Source organism: Veillonella seminalis, from assembly GCF_003992065.1.
Classification (GTDB): Bacteria; Bacillota; Negativicutes; order Veillonellales; family Veillonellaceae; genus Veillonella_A; species Veillonella_A seminalis.
This window is the reverse complement of record NZ_RQUZ01000013.1, coordinates 26,352-45,794: the sequence shown is the minus strand read 5'-3', so window position 1 is coordinate 45,794 and position 19,443 is coordinate 26,352. Positions and strand designations below refer to the sequence as shown.

Genomic DNA, 19,443 nt, shown 5'->3' with positions numbered 1-19,443 from the left:
CGTTGACAGAACCGATTATTTTATTAAAACATTTACGGGTCACGTATGAGGGTCAAACCGTGCTGCAAGATGTGAATCTTACTGTTGCTGCCGGTGAAGCGGTGGCCATCGTGGGTCCGTCAGGGGCGGGAAAAACGACCATATTAAAGACCTTACTGGGGCTATTACCTCCCCAGGCGCAAGTTTCATATGAAGCTGCCAGTCTTTGTGGCACCTCATGGCCTGAATCCGAAACGGCTTGGCACAATTTACGCGGTCGACGCATCACCTATGTGGCACAAGGGGCCATAAGCTCTTTTAGTCCTTTTTTTACCATTGAGGAACAAAGCCGTGATTTGGCGAAAGCAATTGGTCTTGGGTGGCCTAAGGCACTTGCGCGGATTGAATCGCTGAGTGTTGCGTTAGACTTACCGGAACAGGTATTATCCTTATATCCGTCTGAGTTATCCGGTGGTATGGCACAGCGTGTGGCGTTATTATTTGCCTTACTTCCTGAGCCGGATATTTTGGTGGCCGACGAGCCGGCGGCGAGCCTTGATATGGTTCGTCAGTTGCAGGTGGCGGAGCTGTTGAAAAAAGTACAGTGCTTGGAAGGGCTTACTTTAGTTTTTGTTACGCATCAGCGAGAATTGGCTGAGTGCATTACCGATACGATATACGAATTGCGTAACGGCAAGTTAGAAAGCGATATGGCGGCTACTCCGGAAGCGCTTCGACCAAATGGCATAAAAGTTAGTTCATTGGATGTCAGAGATTTTGATGCTTCGTCAATTTTAGAAATCAAGAATCTTTCGGCCTCTTTCGATAGTGAAGATCGTGCCGTATTACATGATGTAAGTTTAACTTTAAAGCACGGCGAATGGGTCGCTTTAGTCGGGCTCAGCGGGGCCGGTAAAAGTACGTTGTTTCGGTGCTTATTAGCTTGGCAGCCGTTTTTTAGCGGTGAGATTTTATATAATCAGAAGCCGTTACAAAATTATTCGGCGGCTGAACTTGGACAAGTCGTACAGCCTATCTGGCAAGATCCGCAAAGCTCTTTTAATCCGCGACAAACGATAGGTTGGAGTCTTGAAGAAATTCTAAAACATGCAAAAAATGACAACAGAACAGGGGATATGCAAGGATTGCAGCCGCAGAATGTGAAGTTTTTATCACAAGAGTGTACCATGCTGTCACCGGAAGATCGAGCTGAATTTGCGGCCGGGGCGACTGGCGGCGAGTCAGGTAAAGCACGCATTGCCGGCTTATTGGCGACCGTTAACTTACCAAGCTCATACAGCAAGCGATATCCGCACATGTTAAGCGGTGGTGAATGTCAACGGGCGGCCTTAGCCCGTGCTATTGCCGGCAATCCGTCAATATTATTGTGTGATGAAATGACCTCAGCCTTAGATGGGCAAACACAGGCCGACGTAATAGCGGTATTGAATAATTTAAAACAAAAAAATCAGCTTGCCGGTTTAGTCATTACGCATGACTTGGCGGTAGTTGAAGCACTATGTGAGTATATATATTTGTTGGATGACGGACGGATTGTAGAAGAGGGCCCTGTTCAGGCTGTTTTGAAGCATCCTCAATCGGAATTGGCAAAACAATTAGTACAAGCGCGTTCCTTGTTGAATCGCAAGTAATACACTTTGTAATCCTCATCGTTGAATGTCGGCAGAGGAAGCGTTTTAAAATAATAAAAACTTTGCGGCATGCGTTTTCAAAATAATGGGTTGCCTTGTCTTATATGTTATAATAAACACATGACGTACTAATACAAGGTGGTGATTGCGTGTCACAAACAGAACATGATAAATTACATGAATTAGGCATTGCTCACAGCCATGAGGCAATGCATGAGCATATACATACACATGAACATTCCCATGAACATTCTCATGAACACGGTCATACCCATTCTCATACGCAAACCAAGGCGGTTATGAATCGTTTGTCACGGATTATCGGTCATTTGGAATCGGTAAAACGTATGGTGGCGGATGGTCGCGATTGCAGTGAAGTTTTGGTGCAACTCGCTGCCGTTGATTCGGCGGTGAAAAGTGTCAGTCGGGTTGTTATGAAGGATCATATTGAACATTGCATCGTTGATGCGGTTAAAGAGAATGATACAGAAACGTTGGCTAAGCTTAACGAAGCGATTGATCGGTTTATAAAATAGCGAAGGCTATGCTTATAATAAACTTTTGAAGTTAATATTTGGCAGATTATTCGTAAGGAGGTAGCAGTATGTCACGAGTTGTAATGCAAGCACATTTGAGAAATGAATTAACAAACGCTAAAAAGAATCACACTGTATTTACTGATGTAGGCAAAGATGTGGGCGGTTTGGAAGAATCTTTTTCACCGGTTGAATTGTTAGCCGATACTTTTGCTTCGTGCGCACTCTCCATTATGGGCCTTATCGGCGGTAAAATGGGCTATGATTTTGTTGGCGCCTATGCCGAAGTAGCGGCGGATGTGAGCTCGGAAGAATTCAGAGTTAAAGAAATTAAAATTGACTTCCATTTGCCAAAAGCTGTTAAAGAAGAAGACCGTAAAAAAATCGAAACTTTACTTCACGAAAAATGTGTTGTTGGTCGCAGCTTGAATGCCGATTTGAAACAGACGGCTACCTTCACGTATGATGAGTAAATAAGCCCCAAATATGTTAAACTAAATACGGATACAAATTAAAATAGGCCGATTCCATAAGGAATCGGTCTATTACGGTTTATAGTATTTCTTATTTAATGTGTTTGCTGCCGCGTTCGGTCATTGGCACATTATCTTTGCAAAGTGGGCATTCTTCAGGTTTGTAAGTAGGAACGGTAAGGTTTAACAAAGCCTGTACTTTTTCGTTTGGAATGCCGAAATCAGCTTTGCCGCCGCTGCGGTTAACCAAGAGACCGACACCAACGATTTCGCCTTGGGAAGCTTTAACTACATCAACTACTTCACGAACGGAACCGCCCGTAGTTACGATGTCTTCAACGATGAGCACGCGGGTACCCGGTTCAATGCGGAAACCGCGACGTAAAGTCATAACGCCTTTTTCACGTTCGGTGAAAATAGCACGGGTGCCTAAGGCTTTACCCACTTCATGAGCCAACAAGATACCGCCGGTCATAGGTCCGATAACAAGTTCTACATTTTGATCTTTGAAACGTTCAGCCAATTCTTGGCAAAGACGTTCTGTATATTTAGGATGTTGAAGAACGTTAAATTTTTCCACATACATTGGGCTGTGGAGTCCGGAGGTCAAAAGAAAATGGCCTTCTAAAATAGCTTTAGTGTCGATTAATAACTGTTTAACTTCTTGTTCTGTCATCATGATTAAATAGCCTCCATTTCTTCAACAATTAAACGAACCGCTTCTTGCGGATTTTCGGCTTTGGTAATAGGGCGACCGATAACGAGTTTGGAAGCACCATCCGCCAAGGCGTTCTTCGGTGTAGCGATTCGTTTCTGGTCATTGGCAGCCGCAAAACTTGGGCGGATGCCCGGTGTAACGATGAGGAAGTCATCACCGCATACTTCGCGAATAGCCTTAGCTTCCAATGGTGATGCTACAACGCCGTCCATGCCGGATTCTTTAGCGAGTTTTGCCAAACGAAGTACTTGATCGCGAATTGGCAATTGACCGCCGATGGCAGTCCAAGCATCATCGTCAAAACTGGTGAGTACGGTTACCGCCAAGAGTTTAGGGCGTTCCACTTGCAGTTTTTCGGCAGCTTCGGTAGCAGCTTTAGCGGCAGCGGCCATCATGACAGGTCCGCCTTGGCTGTGTAAGGTGATAAGTTTGGCACCTAAGCGGGTTAACGATGTTACCCCCTGTGCTACTGTGTTGGGAATATCATGTAATTTCAAGTCGAGAAATACGGATTTTCCCTGTTCTTGCAAATACGTTACGGTTTGCGCACCGGCGGCATAAAATAGTTCCATGCCCACTTTGTAATACGATACGGAGTCACCTAAGGTAGTCACCAAGTTTTTTAATTGCTCCATGGTGGCCACATCAAGGGCTACTATAAGTCTGTCGTCTGCCATCATTAGCCTCCTTTGATTTTATATTCAAATAATTTTTGCATAAAAACGAGGTAAAGTCAATCTAAATTAACTGTGCTTACTTTTATTATACCTCTTTTTGCTTGAAAAGAAGAAAGGATATCTAGTATTATAGATATAGAGATTACTCATAGTAAAAAGTGATATTATATTTTAAATTTAGAAGAATGGAGTGAGAGCAATGGCAGTAGGTAATCGTGTCTATTTAAAACGACCTATGGTAAGTGATGAATTGTTAAAAGAGTATCAGGGAATTCCGGCCGCAAACGTAGCAGATTGCATGGGGCGACTTTGTGCGTTGCATCCACGTATTTCTTTGAAGTCTTCACCGAAACAACCGGTGACGGTGGGGCGTGCGTTGACGGTAAAAACGCGCAGTGGTGATAATTTGATGATTCATAAAGCACTTAATATGGCGCAACCGGGCGACGTAATTATGGTGTCCAATGACGGCGGTACCGAATATCGGGCGTTAATGGGTGAAATCATGCTTGGTTATGCGATTTATAAACAAATCGCCGGCCTCGTTATCGATGGCCCGATTCGCGACAGTGATGCGGTGGCCAACATGAGCCTGCCGATTTATGCAAACGGCACTAATCCGGCCGGCCCTTATAAAGACGGTACCGGTGAAATCAACACACCAATTGCTTGCGGCGGCATTTCCGTTAATCCGGGGGATATTATCGTGATGGACCGCGACGGTGTAATCGTAGTGCCTTGGCAAGATGCGGACGAAATTTTGGGAGGGGCTAAAAAAATCCAAGCCAAAGATGCAGCCAATGTGCATGCAGCTTTGACCGGCGATGCCGATCGTCAGTGGGTAGAGGATTTGCTTAAAGAGCAGGGCACGGAAATCATTGACGACCAGTATTAAGCGTTGATTAATTAGGGAATGATAATATAAAAAGCAACCGATGCTTACGGTGATAACACATTGTAAGTGCGGTTGCTTTTATTTTTATTGATATGATTTTATTGTGGTGCTAAGTTACGTTGTATTTTGTACCGCATGGCATCATGTCAGCGATAATTACACAAATTACAGTAATTATACCAAGTTTTGCGGTTTGCCGGCTTCCCAAGCTTTGATGTTTTCAATAACAATATCCGCTCTTGTTTCGAGAGCTTCTTTGCTGGCAAAAGCTACATGTGGGGTGAGCACGGTGTTTTTCGCATGGCATAATGGATGATCGGCCGGAATTGGCGGTTCCGTTTCGAATACATCGATGCCGGCACCGGCTAAGCGACCTTCATTAAGAGCAGCAGCTAAGGCTTCGCTGTCAACAACAGGACCGCGAGCCGTATTGATAAGTACGGCAGTCGGTTTCATGAGTTTAATCATGTCGGCGTTTACGAGACCTTTAGTTTCAGCTGTTAACGGTGTATGCAAAGAAACAAAGTCGGCTTCGCGGAATAATTCTTCTTTGGAAACGAATTTGACGCCTTTAGCGATGAGGTCTTGTTTTTCACTGCGATTATAGGCGATAACTTTGCAACTGAAAGCAAGTGCGATTTCAGCTACGCGACGGCCGATGGCACCGGTACCCACTACGCCGAAAGTTTTGCCATAAAGTTCAAAACCAACTAAACCGGCTTTAGTGCCTTCATGGCGAGCCTGATGGTCACATGGTACGATATTGCGAATTACAGAAATGGCGAGACCGAAAGCAAGTTCGGCCACGGCATTGGTAGAATAACCGGCTGCGTTACAAACAGTAATATTGCGTTCACGGCAGGCTTCCAAATCTACATGATCTACGCCGGTGAAAGCGATAGAAATCATTTTAAGATTAGGGCATTGGCGGATGATATCGCCGGAGAGTTTTTGATTGGCCAAAATCAATACATCCGCATCTTTAACGCGGGCCAATAGTTTAGTTTGATCCAATTCCTGCGTTTCCGGATAGAAGAATTCATGACCGGCTGCTTTTAAAGGCGCACTGACAGCTTCGATTTTGGCGGCGGATACGCCTAATGGTTCCATTACGATGATTTTCATCTTGTCACCTCGTTTTAAAAAAGTAAGAAAAGGACGTTTGGTATTCAAGGTTCTAGGCTGACTGATTGTCACTATTTCAACCATACGTCGTTAAAAATAATAAATGACTCTGTTAAAATGAATAAATAACTCTATTTTGATTATACGCCAACTGAAAGTTGTATTCAATGATTGAAAATAGATTAAATATATCTTTTGTCAGTAGACAAGAGACGTTTGTTCCGTCCAAAATGATAAGCGACAGATTTATATTAAGCATTCTATAGTATCTGTTGCAAGCGCGTTAAAAAACTTCTCTCAGAGGCGGTATTATCGTATTTTAAGCATAGTAAAATTGCACAATGTTTATCTAATTCCTATTTGAAAGTAGGCCATTTAAGATGCTATACTACAAAGAGACATCACTCACAACCATACAATTTTGGTCGATGTCGGTTCCAACAGAGGTTGGATTATATTGAATACATAACTAGTATTATTTGTGTGAGGTGCAAAACTATGAGTTTCGAAAGTCGATTCCAACATATTGATCGTCGTGTTCCGATTTCAGAGAATAACCCTGCAATCATTCATGATTTAAGTAAATGTAAAAACTGTACATTATGCCGTCGTGCTTGTGCCGACGTTATGAGCGTACTTGACTATTACGATTTAGAATCTACCGGTGATGAACCGATTTGTGTTCATTGCGGTCAGTGCGCAGCCGCTTGCCCATTCGATTCCATGAACGAACGTTCCGAATTGGATGAAGTAAAAGTAGCTATCGCCGATCCTGAAAAAATCGTTGTTATTCAGACTGCACCGGCTGTACGTGTAGGTATCGGTGAAGAATTCGGTTATGAACCGGGTTCCGTTTTAGAAGGTAAAATGATTGGCGCCTTACGTCAACTTGGTGCCGACTATGTAGTAGATACCAACTTTGGTGCCGACTTGACTATCATGGAAGAAGCCAGCGAATTGATTGAACGCGTTGTAAACGGCCATGGCGAATTGCCACAGTTTACCAGCTGTTGCCCTGCATGGGTTAAATTTGCTGAAACTTACTACCCTGAATATTTACCGAATATTTCTACAACTCGCAGCTGTATCGCTATGGAAGCAGCTGTTATTAAAACATATTTCGCTAAGAAGATGAATATCGATCCTGAAAAAATCGTATCCGTGAGCGTGGCTCCTTGTACGGCTAAAAAGTTCGAAATTCGTCGTCCTGAACAGAATAAATCTGCTGCTTACTGGGATAAAGAAGACCTTCGCGATACTGATTACTGTATTACGACTCGTGAATTCGGTAAATGGATTCGTGAATCCGGTATCGATTTCACTCAAGTGGAAGAATCCCAGATGGATAAATACATCGGTGCTGAAACCGGTGGCTCCGTAATCTTCTGTAATACCGGCGGTGTTATGGAAGCAGCTGTTCGCAGTGCTTATAAATTCATTACCGGTGAAGAACCGACTCCTGAACGTTACACTAACCTTCAGGAAGTTCGCGGTATGGAAGGCGTTCGTGAAGCGGAAGTTGAAATTGGCGACAAAAAATTAAAATTGGCTGTTGTTCATGGCGGTAAAAATATCCGTACGTTCTTGGACGACATGAAAGCTAATGGCAAAAAATATGATTTCGTTGAAATGATGGCTTGCCCGGGCGGTTGTATTGGCGGCGGCGGACAGCCACGCGTAAAAATGCCTGTAGCTAACAAAGTTCGCGAAGCTCGTATCAAAGGTATCTACGATATGGACTCCAACATGAAACTTCGTTCCAGCTATGAAAACCCTGAAATCAAAGCTATTTACAGCGAATTCTTTGATAAACCATTGGGCGAATTGTCTGAACAGTTATTACACACTTACTTCACTGACCGCAGCAGCGATCTTGGTGTTCGTAAAGATGTAACGCCTGAAACTTGCCCAACGTCCCCTAAATTCAAAAAGCCTGAATAATAGGGATCGGTCATATTGACTTAGACTTAATAGAGCATTGAAAGCTTGTGCTACACACAGCTTTCGATGCTCTTTTTGTATGTCTATAGTTGACAGGTATCTATTCTTTGAAGTATTATAATATACATCTAACGGGTAATGATTTACCCCAAGGTAGCTATAATTTTATAGATCATCAAGAGCAGCGGAGGGAACTGGCCCGGTGATGCTGCGGCAACCTGCTTTGCAATTTATTTGTAGAGAAAGGTGCTAAGTCCAACGGGAAACCGGCAGATGATAAGACAGTTGGTCGTCATTTGTTGACGACTTTTTTTATTATATCTGCCAAACTTGAGAGGAGATTGAGAATATGAGTAACACAAAACAGACAATTGGGAAAGGTCCGTTTTGCTATGATGTAGTAGGCAGTTTTTTACGATCTGATTCAGTTAAAAAAGCACGCCAGGAAGTAGAAGCGGGCACGCTGAGTAAAGCCGAACTCCGTAAGGTAGAAGACGAAGCGATTCGCGATTTAATCGATAAAGAAGTTAACGTAGGTTTAAAAGCCGTAACCGATGGTGAATTCCGCCGTGCTTACTGGCATTTAGATTTCTTGGAACAACTTGTGGGAGTTGAACGCATTAAAGCCGAACACTGGTCGGTAGCTTTTAAAGGGCATCAACCAAAAGCGGCGATGCTTAAAATTGTAGGGGATATCGACTTCCCGGATAACCATCCGTTCCTTGAAGATTTCAAATTTGTAAAAGCAGCCGCCGGTGATAGAGCGGTTGCCAAATTTACGATTCCGTCTCCATCCATGCTCCATCTGATTTGCTGTGTTCGTGAAGAACATTATGAAGCGATTCCGCAGTATGAAAATGAAGACGCTTTATTTGAAGCCATTGCCAAAGCTTATCGTAAGGCTGTTAAAGCATTCTATGATGCCGGTTGTCGTTACTTGCAGTTGGATGATACCTCTTGGGGTGAATTCTGCGATGAAACGAAACGCAAAGAGTATGCGGCTCGCGGTTTAGATTTAAATCACATTGCCAAAAAATATGTAGAAGTCATCAATTATGCCTTGGACGGTAAACCGGACGATTTGGCTGTTACCATGCATATTTGTCGCGGTAATTTCCGTTCCACATGGTTCTCGTCGGGGGGCTATGAACCGGTTGCGGAAACTCTGTTCGGCCAGTGCCATATTGACGGTTTCTTCTTGGAATATGACTCCGATCGTGCCGGCGGCTTTGCCCCACTTCGTTTTATAAAGAACCAGAAGGTAGTCTTAGGGCTTGTTACTTCGAAGTTCCCTGGACTTGAAAAAGAAGACGATTTGCTGGCCCGTATTGAAGAAGCTACTTTATATGTACCGAAAGAACAATTGGCCTTGAGTCCGCAATGCGGTTTTGCTTCCACGGAAGAAGGTAATAATTTGACTGAAGCAGAGCAGTTTGCTAAGTTGGCCCTTATCAAACGAGTAGCGGAAAAGGCTTGGGGGCCTTATGAAGAATGATGCCTTTCGTTATGCCTTCCCGTTAACGGTACCGATTTGTGCGGGATTCTTATTTCTCGGCATTTCCTATGGTTTATATGCCGTAGGGCAGGGGCTGCCTTGGTATTTGCCGATTATAATGAGTGCCACCATTTTTGCCGGTTCCATGGAATTTGTGACCGTCGCACTGTTAGCCGCTCCGTTTGATCCGCTAGGTGCTTTTATCTTGGCCTTTATGGTCAACGGGCGTCATATTTTCTACGGTTTGACGATGTTAACTCGTTATACATCACTGGGTTGGAAAAAATATCCTCTGATTTTCGGTATGTGCGATGAGTCTTTTGCCATTAATGCAACGGTTAACTTGCCGGAGACTGTAGACCACGGCTGGTTTTATTTACATGTGACGTGGCTAAATTTTGTTTACTGGGTATTTGGCGTAGCCGTCGGTTCCATAGGCAGTCAATTTATTACGCTGAACCTCAAAGGGATTGAGTTTGTACTGACCGCATTGTTTGCTGTTATCTTCTTGGATATGATACTGGGTGGCAAAAACATGGTACCGGGCTTTATCGGTCTTGGTGTATCGCTTTTGATGCGGATTCTATTGGGCCTCGATGTATTCATGTTACCGGCCATGGCACTTATGGTTGTCATATTCAGTGTGCTTTATAAAGTTAAGGTCAAAAATGAGCCTGTTAAAATGAATGAAGGGGGGCCGTTGCCATGACTGCTTGGGAAATGACCCTAACGATCGGTGCCGTAGTACTGGGGACTATGGCTACACGATTTATTTCGTTTATTGTGTTTGCCAAATCGGAAAAACCGCCGGCTATTATCACGTACTTGGGGGATATGTTACCGGCTGCCGTTATGGGCTTATTGGTTGTTTACTCCTTAAAGGATGTTTCACTTACGCAATCGCCGAACGGTATACCTGAGGCTATTGCTTTGATTATATTAGGTATAATTCATTATTGGCGACGTAATTTGTTACTCAGTATAGCCGTTGGCACAATTGTATATATGTTTTTAGTACAACAGCTCTTTTAAAAACTAAAATATTCGATATTTATGTTAAAATGATCGTTTAAAACCATCAAATCGTCATAAATTTGAATTTTTATAAATAAAAGTTACTAAAATTATATAAATTTTTGAGTTCTTATGAACAAAGGACATAGTCCGATTTATTCCCATGACTGTGGGATGAATCGGACTTTTTTATTTTTGAAAATAGAAAATAGCCTGATAAAACGGTCCTATTATGACGATAAAGCATTGTAAATATATTGTAAAAACAATTTTCGTGGTGTGTGATAAGTGTAACGATTTCAGAAAACGATTTCGCAAATCGTTACACAAGCTGAATATTTCAAAATGACATACTTAATTAAGAAGAAAATTGAGAATGCATTAATTAAAGACTAAGTTAAATATTTAATTAATGTTTAACACTCTTTGGGGTGAAAGAGTAGGATTTGATGAAAGTAAGGAGAGTTGCATGGGAAGAGTTACAATAGCCGATGTGGCAGAACGAACCGGATTTTCAAAAACAACGATATCTCGGTTTTTAAACGGTAAGTATGAATTTATGTCCGAAACTACGCGTAAACGTATCAGCGAAGTTATTAAGGATATTGAATATAAGCCAAATCGCATGGCGCGAAGCTTACGGCTTCAACAAAGTCATATGATTGGCGTTATTGTATCAGATATTTCAAACCCGTTCTCGGCAATCCTTTACACCGGTATATCGGAGTATTGTGAACAACATGGTTTCACCTTATTGTTGGCTGATGCCGGCGATAATCCTGAGAAGGAAAAACGCTATATTCAGTCGATGATAGCACAAGGAGTAGACGGTATTGTTATGAATGCAACAGGAGCTAATGTAGAGTATCTCAATGAAGTGAATCGTACGACGCTACCTATTGTATTGGCCGACAGACCGGTTAAAGGTTGTGAATGTGATCTGGTATCTTCGGATACAAAACAGGTGACACGAGACAGTTTGGAAGTATTGCTCGGTAAAGGGTATGAGCGAATCTTGTATGCAACTCGACAAATCGGAACTAACGGCATTCGCCGCGAACGTATTGATGAATTTACCGCCCAATATGAGCAAAAGACGGGACGAACTGCAAAAACACTGGAATATACTAAAAATGATAAGGATGTTTTAGAAGCAGCTATTCTTAAAGAATTTGCCGAGGCTCAAAAAGCCGGTGAACGCTTGGCCTTATTTGCCGGTAACGGTGTGGTACTCAGTGATATGGCTCAGTTGGTACGACATCATAAACTTCGGGTTCCTGATGATTTAGGGCTTTTCAGTTATGATAATTGGTCGTGGATGGATAGTATCGGCCCCGGTATATCAGTCATTGAAAACCCTACGCATCAAGTCGGTCGGGAATGTGCCCGCTTACTGTTAATCAGGATAGCGGAGGGGCAAAAAGAAACAGATTCACCGGATATGGAAGCTCAACGACTTATCTTGCCGGGTAAGATTGTAGAACGCGGTTCATTATAAAGACCGCAACTCTAAGCCCGATAGGGTATAACTAATTTCGGTTTTAATATTTTAGGTTTTTAAAATATTGACATACACAATTTTATCTAAGGAGTGATAAGTATGGATACACGTTACAGTGTAAAACCGCGCGACATCAAACGTTATACGACTGAAGAATTGCGCAACGAATTTTTGACTCAGAACATTTTTAAGGCTGACGAAGTAACAGCTGTGTACAGTCACGTAGACCGCATGGTAACACTCGGTTGTATGCCTGTTAATGAAGTCGTTAACCTTGAAAAAGGCATGGACATCTGGCATACCTTCGGTACACAGTTCTTCTTGGAACGCCGCGAAATCGGTATTTTCAATGTAGGCGGTGACGGTAAAATCGTAGCTGACGGTGAAGAATTCAACTTGACTTATACCGACTGCGTATACATCACGAAAGGCACTAAAACAGTAACTTTCCAGAGTAATGATCCTAAGAAACCGGCTAAATTCTACATGGTGTCCGCTCCGGCTCATACTTCTTACAAAACAACCTTCATTCCAATGGCTAAAGCCAATAAACGTCCTATGGGCGCTATGGAAACTGCTAATGACCGCGTTATCAATCAGTTTATCCATCCGGATGTATTGCAAACTTGCCAATTATCCATGGGCTTAACTCAGTTGAAACCGGGCAGCGTTTGGAACTCCATGCCGCCACATACTCATGAACGCCGTATGGAAGTTTACTTCTACTTCGAAGTACCTCAAGATAATGTGGTATTCCATATGATGGGTCAGGCAGCTGAAACTCGTCATATTGTAATGTACAACGAAGAAGCCGTTATCAGTCCTTCTTGGAGCATGCATTGCGGTGCCGGTACGGTGCTTGATGCGGAAACGGCTCGCATGGCTATTTTGAACGGGGCGGCTTTTGTTGTTTCCCCTGCATTTGATGAAGCTACCATCAAATTGTGCAATCGCTATCGCGTAGCTTGCATGCCTGGTACCACTACCATTCAAGGCGTAATTCAAGCTTTGGAATTAGGTGCCGATATTGTAAAAGTATTCCCTGGCGAAGTAGTAGGCAGCAAGTTTATCAAAGCTGTAAAAGGTCCGTTGCCACAGGCACAGATGATGCCAACCGGCGGTGTCAGCATCGATAATGTAGGCGAATGGTTTAAAGCCGGTGCCGTAGCTGTCGGTGCAGGCGGTGCTTTGACCGGTGGCGGTAAAACTTTGGCTGAAATTACCGAAACGGCCAAGAAGTTTGTTGTTGCCGTAGCTGAAGCAAGAAAATAATTTGTCAGTAATTTATTAAAATATAAATCGCAGAACGCAAGATATAAAAATATCCTCGAAGTATTTCATTGAACATAACAGTTCAACGTACTTCGAGGATTTTTTTAGTTATTTAAGGTAATACCATAGTTGCCGTTGGCTATATTGGTCATCTCAGCAAATATAGTGTCTAAATATCATATTTAGTTCGTATTTCGGTAAGTAACGCTTCGCAGCCTTTACTGATGTCATCATAGGTTTCGTTAAAGTTACCGATATACCACGGATCTTTCACATCGCGTGATTCACCCGCAAAGGAAAGCATTTTCTTTACTTTGTGATCTGAATCGGCACCCAATAAACGGTCTAAATTGCGGCGATTATTTTCATCCATGATAATAATATAATCGGCTGAATTGTAGTCGCTTTTGGTGATTTGACGAGCCGCTCGCGGTGTAAAGGGGATATGCAAAGCACGTAATTTGTTTTTGGTACCGTGATGTGTGTCATTGCCGATTTCTTCACGGCTGGTAGCAGTGGAATCGATTTTGAAATATTCGCTCAAATTTGCCTTTGCCACTAAATCTTTAAAGACGAATTCGGCCATAGGGGAACGGCAAATATTGCCGTGACATACAAACTGTACGTGAATCGGTTTTTTTAGTGTTTTCATAAGCTCCCTTTTTAAAAAATACTACAAACGGCGTTAAGTGCTTTGAAGCACTAAGAGGCTATTTTTATACGAATTGAAGAATCATGGCAAAAAGGCCTAAGATCATTTGCTGTAACGGAATTAACACCCAGGTAAGGAATGGAGTGTAAATAAGCAAAATCAACATTAAAAAGCCGTAACGGGCCCACTGCCAATATTTCATCTGCCAATACGGCGAGAGCATGTTAGACACAATGTGAGCACCATCGAGCGGCGGAATCGGAATTAAATTGAACAAGGCAAAGTTGATATTGATAATAACCATGAGTGAAATAACGGAGTAAAGACCGGATGACACGTCAATATTATGGTTGTTGATGAAAAATAATACGAAGGCCGAGATGAAGGCGATGATGATGTTAGCGGCAGGGCCGGCTAACGATACGAGGGTATCATCTCGTTTTTTGTTTCTAAAATTGGCGGGGTTAATAACGACCGGTTTAGCCCAACCGAAGTGTAAAAGTAAAAGCATAAGCATGCCGAGTAAATCGATATGAGCAAACGGGTTCATAGTAAGACGGCCCATTCGGCGAGGTGTATCATCACCAAGCATATCGGCTACTTTAGCATGAGCAAACTCGTGCATGGCCATAGCAATGATAATAGCCGGTAATGCGGCTACAATACTTAATAGATTAAAGTTAAACATAACTGGCTCCTTTTCATGATGTAATGTAATTAATAGTATACCGTAAAATATCGATGTAGGCAAAGTATTAGCCTATAAAACACAAAATGTTGAGTACTGAGTCATACTGTTGGTATGAGCGACGTACCGACAGTGCGTATGCGCACCAATGGTATGAGTCATTTGCTTGCCCCTCAGCGGTACTCTTTTTATAATAGGGGCAGTAACAGGGAAAACTATGAAGAGTGTGAGCTTATGCGTTTGTATGAAATGCAGCACTATGGGGGAATTTGATCAATATTACGGGGACTGTGTCAGTTAAAATTAGGGGAGCTGGATAGTATGTCAAAAGTCGTAATTCCGATGAAGTTATTGAACCGTTTGTACACGGAAGAGAAGTTATCTACATGGGAGATTGCCAAAAAATTGGGGTGCAGTCAGGATACGGTAGTGCGTCGTTTGCATGCCTATCAGATTCCGGTACGGTCACGGCGCAAAAAACTGCCTGAAGATGAATTGGCTCATTTATATTTAGAAGCCGGTCTTGGGGTAAAGCAATTGGCCGTTCGTTATAAGTGTTCACACACGACGGTAGCGGCGCGGCTTCATGAGATGGGGGTATTGGTAAGTAAAAAAGCTGATTATAAAGAACCGTCAGCATTGACACAGCAACGTATTGTAACTTTATATAACAGCGGTCAAAGTGCCGGCTGGGTGGCTCAACATTTACATATGTCACGTTGGACGGTGCTGAAAACTTTGCGAGATAAGGGCATATTCATCCGGCATAGCAATAAACGAGTGTATTTGAATGTTAAAGAATTGGCTTATTTGTATGAACAGCGTCATATGTCTACGACGGAGTTAGCGGCTTTGTATGACGTTAAGCCGGCTACCGTGGCTGAACGGTTAAAAGAAGAAGGCGTTCGCTTGAGGGGGAATCATTTGGAACTTAATATGTTTGACGTATGTGTACGGTATCAACAGGGACTGAGTCCAATGCAGATTGCCGCCGATTTGGGGTGTTCCTATTCGGCGGTACGGCGTCGCCTGGACTCGTGGCAGGGGTATAAGAAGCGGTCTTGAGTAGCAGATAATAAGAGAAAATAAAAGGGCACTTTATTAAATTTTTGAGAGAATATTATCCTTGATTGATAGGCGAAAGTATTGCATTGATGGGGCTTAATTCGTTATACTAAAGAGTATGGAAGTAAGGTTTTTAAAAAAATTAAGCTTAAAGAAATGGAGTTAATCATGGAGATTGTTCTTGCATTATTGCCTTATTTAGGCGCAGGTTTTATTGCGGCGGTTATTTCCCGCTTTACCGGTGTAGCCTTATCGTTTATCGTAGTACCGACCTTATTATATTGGGGCGCCACACCGACAGAATTGGTATCATTTATGCTGACCTTTGCCGTGTACAACGGATTTACTTCGGAAACACAGGATTTTCGTTTAAATATAAAGGACTTAGTTTTATTTAAAGGCTGGCGTGTAGTTATTCCATTACTTATTTCGTTTGCGTTGGCGTTTGTAATGCCGCCGGCAGCTATTGCCTTCTTTATTTTCTGCTTTATTGCTGAATTAGCCATGAGCATGTACAATCGCTTGCCGGCCGATCAAAAACCGGCACTCGGCGGTGTTGTTCTCAGTGTAGTAACTGCTGCTGTTTGGTGCTTGGTTGGCGTTTTTGCGGTTCGATTCTTACCGGCCAATTTCTACTTCATCTTAGTAGGGCTCGCCATTTTAGGTTTAACCGGTTTTGCCTGGTATGCAAGTGTGCATCGTGATGCTTTCTGCGGCACTTGGAATGCTATTTGGAATTTCTTATTATTGTTCTTAGGCTTGTTTGGTTTGGATATTTCATTGTATTCCAAAGCTTTACGCCGTTCGTTTACCAGCAAGCAGGACGTGATGATTCCGGTGATTTACTTCGTAGCCGCTTTCGTTGGTGTATTGGCACTCTTCGCGTCTGATTTCCTGTTCTCTATGGAAGCTTTGGTGGCAGCAGTTGGGGCCGCTATCGGTATGCGCTTGTTCGGTATGTATGAATTCAGTGCTCGCGGATCTTTCTCCTATGCAGCGATTGCCGTTACCATTTTGGCCGTAGTCAGCTTGTACTTGGTAAGCCCGGTACCACATGGTTTAGTGAACATGGAAATGTTATTTAATACCTACACCGGTCAATAATTAAATAAAAAGTGATTCCGTTAGAATCTGTTTTAAAAAGACTGTTTATAGTACGGATAACATGAGAAAAAGGCTGTTATGCAATTTAATGTTGCATAACAGCCTTTATTTTTGTGTGATTATATTATTTGAAAAATTTACCGGCAATGGCATTTAAACCGGCTTTTACGGTTTCGTTGGCACTGAGTTCGCCGTAGGCATCTTTAAGACTTGCAAAAAGAGTTTGTAATTGATCGGAGTCGAGATTTTTAATATCATCGACACTGTTAATGTTCATACCGTCAATATTGTTTACTACACTTTTGAATTTTTCTTCATCAAGCTTAAAATAAGAGCTAATCATGGAAATTAAGTTTTCGTTCATCATAAAAATACCTCCTTATGTTTCGATTATAACATAAGGAGGTGGGGGTGCGCAGTAATTAAATTTAAAAATATCGATTTAATTTTATTGGCATTCTGTTGGCTTACTTATTTAGTTAGTTTTACTTATCTAGCTGCCATAAGTTTAAATCTGCTTCTTTATCGTAGCCGCGATGAATATCTTCAGGAAGTAAAGTTAAAATCATTTCAGCAGTCACGCTGATAACGGCGCTAGTTAAATGACCGCCATGAGAATTACCTTCTTGGTCGGCGATTGTGATATGAAGATGAGCATAGTAATCATCGTTGAGTTGATCAATGGTGCCGGTAATGGATGTAATTTCGAAATCGCCGGTTAAGCGATGATGGTAATATTTCTTTTCATCAGCATGATAGGTTTCCAATACGATATCGTTAGTGGCCCCTAAACCTTGAATCATTGCTGAAGTTACGCCTTCCTTACGGGCGATGGTTTCAATCGAGCTGACCAATTCTTCGCCGGGATTGAGGCGAAAGGCGATATGAGTGTTGCTAAGACGTTTGTACTGCATAGTTAAGACTCCTTTTTCTCTTGTTAAAAAATAGAATATTAAATTATAAAACTATTTGTATTCTGATAATAGACGGATTATAATTTAATTAAGCATATTAATTATGCTTGATTAGAAATAATGCGGCCATAATTTATTTCTGGTCCTAGGTTTTAAATAATGAGGAGGGATGATTGTGATAGCGAAAATGGTAATAAAAAAACTCGACTCCAAGGAGTCGAGTAAAGTTCGAATAAGATGGCCCACACCGAGCCGCCCAAGGGCATTGTAGATAAATCTTTATTTGAACTTGATACATGTAAATCTAGTAGCGTCTAGAGTAATTCTATTTGATTTAGCAATCGTATCTCTGCGGGAAATATGCAGATCTAGCAATGCCTAAAGCTTAAGCAATTGAGACAGGATAGTCATAATGGTTTGAGAAACATGTAGATTTAGTAGTGTATAAATCAGATAAAAAGTCTAGTTGTTGAAAAAGAAGGTTGTTTGATTGATAGATGTAAAAGTATCTACTTCTAACCACACTAGTTTTACGCTACTCTGTTTGAGAAACATATAAATCTTTTAGTGTCTAACCTTTTTATGTTATAAATAGAGTCTAAATAAAGTCTTGGTCTCTATTAATAGAGAAGTTTGAGAAGTTTAAAAATTTTATTACAGTATGAGATATGTGTGCCTTGTTAACACCTTGGCACTTAAAATATCTCCAAATTTTAATATTCCTCACAAAAAAATGTAAAAAAAATTCATTTTACCTCTTGCGCAGAAAATAAAATCATGATATTATGATTGAGTACCTGAAACAACGGTATTGCGGCCCCGTGGTGTAGCGGTTAACATGTCGCCCTGTCACGGCGAAGATCGTCAGTTCAAATCTGATCGGGGTCGCCATTTTTTTTGCCTCGAAAAAAATAATTTGCCTCGGTAGCTCAGTCGGTAGAGCAAAGGACTGAAAATCCTTGTGTCGACAGTTCGATTCTGTCCTGAGGCACCATTTAATAACAATTCCATGCGGTTGTGGTGGAATGGCAGACACGCCATCTTGAGGGGGTGGTGAGCGTACGCTCGTATGGGTTCAAGTCCCATCAACCGCACCATATCAGTAAATAAGCGCCTTGCGAAACTTTCGCAGGGCGCTCTTTTTGTTTTGACAACACTTTGTCTTGAGGGGTTTGACTACTTTTTGACTACCACTTAAAAAACTTTTTCGAGTAAATCGTTAGTATATTTATTTTTTATCTGTATTTTTCTTTTGATCTTCGTTTGGTTCCGTATTTATAATCACATTCTTTTCTTGCCAACTGCGTACCGCATCATTGACATACGAATCTCTTAACTCATTAGCTTCTTCCGGCGTCATAATGATTTTTTTACGCGGGATAATGATTTCACGATTCGGTGGTACATCTTCGCTGTAAGAATACCCATCATCGGAATCCCATTGATTGATGGTTGCACTGCCGTCCGGATGGCGAATAACTTGCGTTTGCAAATCGGCGAATGCTGTTGATGAACTTATTAATAACAGACCTGATAAAGTGATTATTATCTTTCTCATAGTTTACCTCCCTAAATAAGCGATAAAACTTAATTCCATTATACAATATTCATACAAAAAAGAGCCAGAGGACAAAATTATTTTGCTATTTGTCCTATGACTCTTTAAATAATGATTAAGTTTAACCAAATTAAATAGTTAAAGGCTGTCATGGCAAGGGGCCATCCTGCCATGGCAGCCTTCT

20 protein-coding genes, 3 tRNA genes and 1 riboswitch are annotated in these 19,443 nt (G+C 41.9%); of the genes, 15 read left to right on the top strand and 8 right to left on the bottom strand.

What is annotated here, in order from left to right; genetic code table 11:
- The first annotated feature begins 2 nt into the window (after window positions 1-2).
- The 3 genes from EO126_RS09210 to EO126_RS09200 all read left to right on the top strand — a co-directional run bounded on the left by EO126_RS09210 (window position 3) and on the right by EO126_RS09200 (window position 2,640).
- Window positions 3-1,631, top strand: coding sequence for an ABC transporter ATP-binding protein (locus EO126_RS09210; protein WP_164726734.1), 1,629 nt, complete (start codon window positions 3-5; stop codon window positions 1,629-1,631).
- A 149-nt stretch (window positions 1,632-1,780) separates the two neighbouring features.
- Window positions 1,781-2,167 carry a metal-sensing transcriptional repressor gene (locus tag EO126_RS09205; protein WP_006556234.1) on the top strand — a complete coding sequence of 129 codons (387 nt, stop codon included), beginning with the start codon at window positions 1,781-1,783 and terminating at the stop codon, window positions 2,165-2,167.
- Between the two features lie 68 nt (window positions 2,168-2,235).
- Window positions 2,236-2,640 (top strand): OsmC family protein, encoded by a 405-nt coding sequence (locus EO126_RS09200; protein WP_127008595.1) that lies wholly within the window; start codon window positions 2,236-2,238, stop codon window positions 2,638-2,640.
- Window positions 2,641-2,731: 91 nt separating this feature from the next.
- Here EO126_RS09200 and pyrE read toward each other — a convergent pair whose 3' ends face one another.
- Together pyrE and pyrF are read right to left on the bottom strand one after the other, a co-directional pair.
- On the bottom strand, window positions 2,732-3,319 hold the full coding sequence (pyrE, locus tag EO126_RS09195) for an orotate phosphoribosyltransferase (RefSeq protein ID WP_006556236.1): 588 nt from the start codon (window positions 3,317-3,319) through the stop codon (window positions 2,732-2,734).
- A gap of 2 nt (window positions 3,320-3,321) precedes the next feature.
- Window positions 3,322-4,035 (bottom strand): orotidine-5'-phosphate decarboxylase, encoded by a 714-nt coding sequence (gene pyrF / locus EO126_RS09190; RefSeq protein WP_006556237.1) that lies wholly within the window; start codon window positions 4,033-4,035, stop codon window positions 3,322-3,324.
- Window positions 4,036-4,234: 199 nt separating this feature from the next.
- On the opposite strand from pyrF, the gene EO126_RS09185 reads away from it, so the two are divergent.
- Window positions 4,235-4,930, top strand: a complete 696-nt coding sequence (locus EO126_RS09185) for an RraA family protein (protein ID WP_127008593.1) — start codon at window positions 4,235-4,237, stop codon at window positions 4,928-4,930.
- A 174-nt stretch (window positions 4,931-5,104) separates the two neighbouring features.
- On the opposite strand, the gene EO126_RS09180 is transcribed toward EO126_RS09185, so the two are convergent.
- Window positions 5,105-6,055, bottom strand: coding sequence for a 2-hydroxyacid dehydrogenase (locus EO126_RS09180; RefSeq protein ID WP_006556239.1), 951 nt, complete (start codon window positions 6,053-6,055; stop codon window positions 5,105-5,107).
- A gap of 498 nt (window positions 6,056-6,553) precedes the next feature.
- Between EO126_RS09180 and EO126_RS09175 the strand changes: the two genes are divergently transcribed.
- From EO126_RS09175 to kduI, 6 genes are all read left to right on the top strand, one after another.
- Window positions 6,554-7,996, top strand: a complete 1,443-nt coding sequence (locus tag EO126_RS09175) for a [FeFe] hydrogenase, group A (RefSeq protein WP_006556240.1) — start codon at window positions 6,554-6,556, stop codon at window positions 7,994-7,996.
- A 169-nt stretch (window positions 7,997-8,165) separates the two neighbouring features.
- Window positions 8,166-8,276: riboswitch (SAM riboswitch) on the top strand.
- Window positions 8,277-8,345: 69 nt separating this feature from the next.
- Complete coding sequence (locus EO126_RS09170; protein WP_127008591.1) at window positions 8,346-9,491, top strand: 5-methyltetrahydropteroyltriglutamate--homocysteine S-methyltransferase; 1,146 nt, start codon at window positions 8,346-8,348, stop codon at window positions 9,489-9,491.
- Window positions 9,481-10,200 (top strand): AzlC family ABC transporter permease, encoded by a 720-nt coding sequence (locus tag EO126_RS09165; protein ID WP_127008589.1) that lies wholly within the window; start codon window positions 9,481-9,483, stop codon window positions 10,198-10,200. Before EO126_RS09170 ends, EO126_RS09165 begins: the two co-directional genes overlap by 11 nt.
- Window positions 10,197-10,523, top strand: a complete 327-nt coding sequence (locus EO126_RS09160) for a branched-chain amino acid transporter permease (RefSeq protein ID WP_127008587.1) — start codon at window positions 10,197-10,199, stop codon at window positions 10,521-10,523. Before EO126_RS09165 ends, EO126_RS09160 begins: the two co-directional genes overlap by 4 nt.
- A gap of 451 nt (window positions 10,524-10,974) precedes the next feature.
- The gene (locus EO126_RS09155; protein WP_164726733.1) at window positions 10,975-12,003 is read left to right on the top strand and encodes a LacI family DNA-binding transcriptional regulator; all 1,029 of its coding nucleotides are present in this window, start codon (window positions 10,975-10,977) and stop codon (window positions 12,001-12,003) included.
- A gap of 102 nt (window positions 12,004-12,105) precedes the next feature.
- Entirely contained in the window at window positions 12,106-13,278 is a 1,173-nt protein-coding gene (kduI, locus tag EO126_RS09150; protein WP_127008583.1) for a 5-dehydro-4-deoxy-D-glucuronate isomerase, read from the top strand.
- Between the two features lie 169 nt (window positions 13,279-13,447).
- Here kduI and EO126_RS09145 read toward each other — a convergent pair whose 3' ends face one another.
- Both EO126_RS09145 and EO126_RS09140 read right to left on the bottom strand, forming a co-directional pair.
- A complete protein-coding gene (locus tag EO126_RS09145; RefSeq protein ID WP_127008581.1) occupies window positions 13,448-13,930 on the bottom strand; it encodes a low molecular weight protein-tyrosine-phosphatase in 483 nt (160 codons plus the stop codon).
- 64 nt (window positions 13,931-13,994) lie between these two features.
- Entirely contained in the window at window positions 13,995-14,618 is a 624-nt protein-coding gene (locus EO126_RS09140; protein ID WP_006556246.1) for a site-2 protease family protein, read from the bottom strand.
- Window positions 14,619-14,939: 321 nt separating this feature from the next.
- Between EO126_RS09140 and EO126_RS09135 the strand changes: the two genes are divergently transcribed.
- Complete coding sequence (locus EO126_RS09135) at window positions 14,940-15,683, top strand: helix-turn-helix domain-containing protein (RefSeq protein ID WP_127008579.1); 744 nt, start codon at window positions 14,940-14,942, stop codon at window positions 15,681-15,683.
- Between the two features lie 168 nt (window positions 15,684-15,851).
- A complete protein-coding gene (locus EO126_RS09130) occupies window positions 15,852-16,787 on the top strand; it encodes a hypothetical protein (protein WP_127008577.1) in 936 nt (311 codons plus the stop codon).
- A gap of 124 nt (window positions 16,788-16,911) precedes the next feature.
- Here the strand turns inward: EO126_RS09130 and EO126_RS09125 are convergent, their stop codons facing one another.
- Together EO126_RS09125 and EO126_RS09120 are read right to left on the bottom strand one after the other, a co-directional pair.
- Entirely contained in the window at window positions 16,912-17,154 is a 243-nt protein-coding gene (locus tag EO126_RS09125) for a hypothetical protein (protein ID WP_006556249.1), read from the bottom strand.
- Window positions 17,155-17,272: 118 nt separating this feature from the next.
- Window positions 17,273-17,701 (bottom strand): PPC domain-containing DNA-binding protein, encoded by a 429-nt coding sequence (locus EO126_RS09120; RefSeq protein WP_006556250.1) that lies wholly within the window; start codon window positions 17,699-17,701, stop codon window positions 17,273-17,275.
- An 815-nt stretch (window positions 17,702-18,516) separates the two neighbouring features.
- Between EO126_RS09120 and EO126_RS09115 the strand changes: the two genes are divergently transcribed.
- From EO126_RS09115 to EO126_RS09105, 3 genes are all read left to right on the top strand, one after another.
- Window positions 18,517-18,592 (top strand) — tRNA-Asp (locus tag EO126_RS09115).
- 27 nt (window positions 18,593-18,619) lie between these two features.
- Window positions 18,620-18,695, top strand: a tRNA-Phe gene (locus EO126_RS09110).
- Window positions 18,696-18,712: 17 nt separating this feature from the next.
- Window positions 18,713-18,798, top strand: a tRNA-Leu gene (locus EO126_RS09105).
- A gap of 131 nt (window positions 18,799-18,929) precedes the next feature.
- Here EO126_RS09105 and EO126_RS09100 read toward each other — a convergent pair.
- Entirely contained in the window at window positions 18,930-19,259 is a 330-nt protein-coding gene (locus tag EO126_RS09100) for a hypothetical protein (RefSeq protein WP_127008575.1), read from the bottom strand.
- Window positions 19,260-19,443: the final 184 nt, after the last annotated feature.

Coding starts and splice junctions, on each gene's coding strand:
- EO126_RS09140 (WP_006556246.1), bottom strand. CDS start 14,618: ATGTTTAACTTTAATCTATTAAGTATTGTAGCCGCATTACCGGCTATT.
- EO126_RS09100 (WP_127008575.1), bottom strand. CDS start 19,259: ATGAGAAAGATAATAATCACTTTATCAGGTCTGTTATTAATAAGTTCA.
- EO126_RS09170 (WP_127008591.1), top strand. CDS start 8,346: ATGAGTAACACAAAACAGACAATTGGGAAAGGTCCGTTTTGCTATGAT.
- EO126_RS09180 (WP_006556239.1), bottom strand. CDS start 6,055: ATGAAAATCATCGTAATGGAACCATTAGGCGTATCCGCCGCCAAAATC.
- kduI (WP_127008583.1), top strand. CDS start 12,106: ATGGATACACGTTACAGTGTAAAACCGCGCGACATCAAACGTTATACG.
- EO126_RS09120 (WP_006556250.1), bottom strand. CDS start 17,701: ATGCAGTACAAACGTCTTAGCAACACTCATATCGCCTTTCGCCTCAAT.
- pyrE (WP_006556236.1), bottom strand. CDS start 3,319: ATGATGACAGAACAAGAAGTTAAACAGTTATTAATCGACACTAAAGCT.
- EO126_RS09155 (WP_164726733.1), top strand. CDS start 10,975: ATGGGAAGAGTTACAATAGCCGATGTGGCAGAACGAACCGGATTTTCA.
- EO126_RS09165 (WP_127008589.1), top strand. CDS start 9,481: ATGAAGAATGATGCCTTTCGTTATGCCTTCCCGTTAACGGTACCGATT.
- pyrF (WP_006556237.1), bottom strand. CDS start 4,035: ATGGCAGACGACAGACTTATAGTAGCCCTTGATGTGGCCACCATGGAG.
- EO126_RS09160 (WP_127008587.1), top strand. CDS start 10,197: ATGACTGCTTGGGAAATGACCCTAACGATCGGTGCCGTAGTACTGGGG.
- EO126_RS09125 (WP_006556249.1), bottom strand. CDS start 17,154: ATGATGAACGAAAACTTAATTTCCATGATTAGCTCTTATTTTAAGCTT.
- EO126_RS09135 (WP_127008579.1), top strand. CDS start 14,940: ATGTCAAAAGTCGTAATTCCGATGAAGTTATTGAACCGTTTGTACACG.
- EO126_RS09175 (WP_006556240.1), top strand. CDS start 6,554: ATGAGTTTCGAAAGTCGATTCCAACATATTGATCGTCGTGTTCCGATT.
- EO126_RS09145 (WP_127008581.1), bottom strand. CDS start 13,930: ATGAAAACACTAAAAAAACCGATTCACGTACAGTTTGTATGTCACGGC.
- EO126_RS09185 (WP_127008593.1), top strand. CDS start 4,235: ATGGCAGTAGGTAATCGTGTCTATTTAAAACGACCTATGGTAAGTGAT.
- EO126_RS09200 (WP_127008595.1), top strand. CDS start 2,236: ATGTCACGAGTTGTAATGCAAGCACATTTGAGAAATGAATTAACAAAC.
- EO126_RS09130 (WP_127008577.1), top strand. CDS start 15,852: ATGGAGATTGTTCTTGCATTATTGCCTTATTTAGGCGCAGGTTTTATT.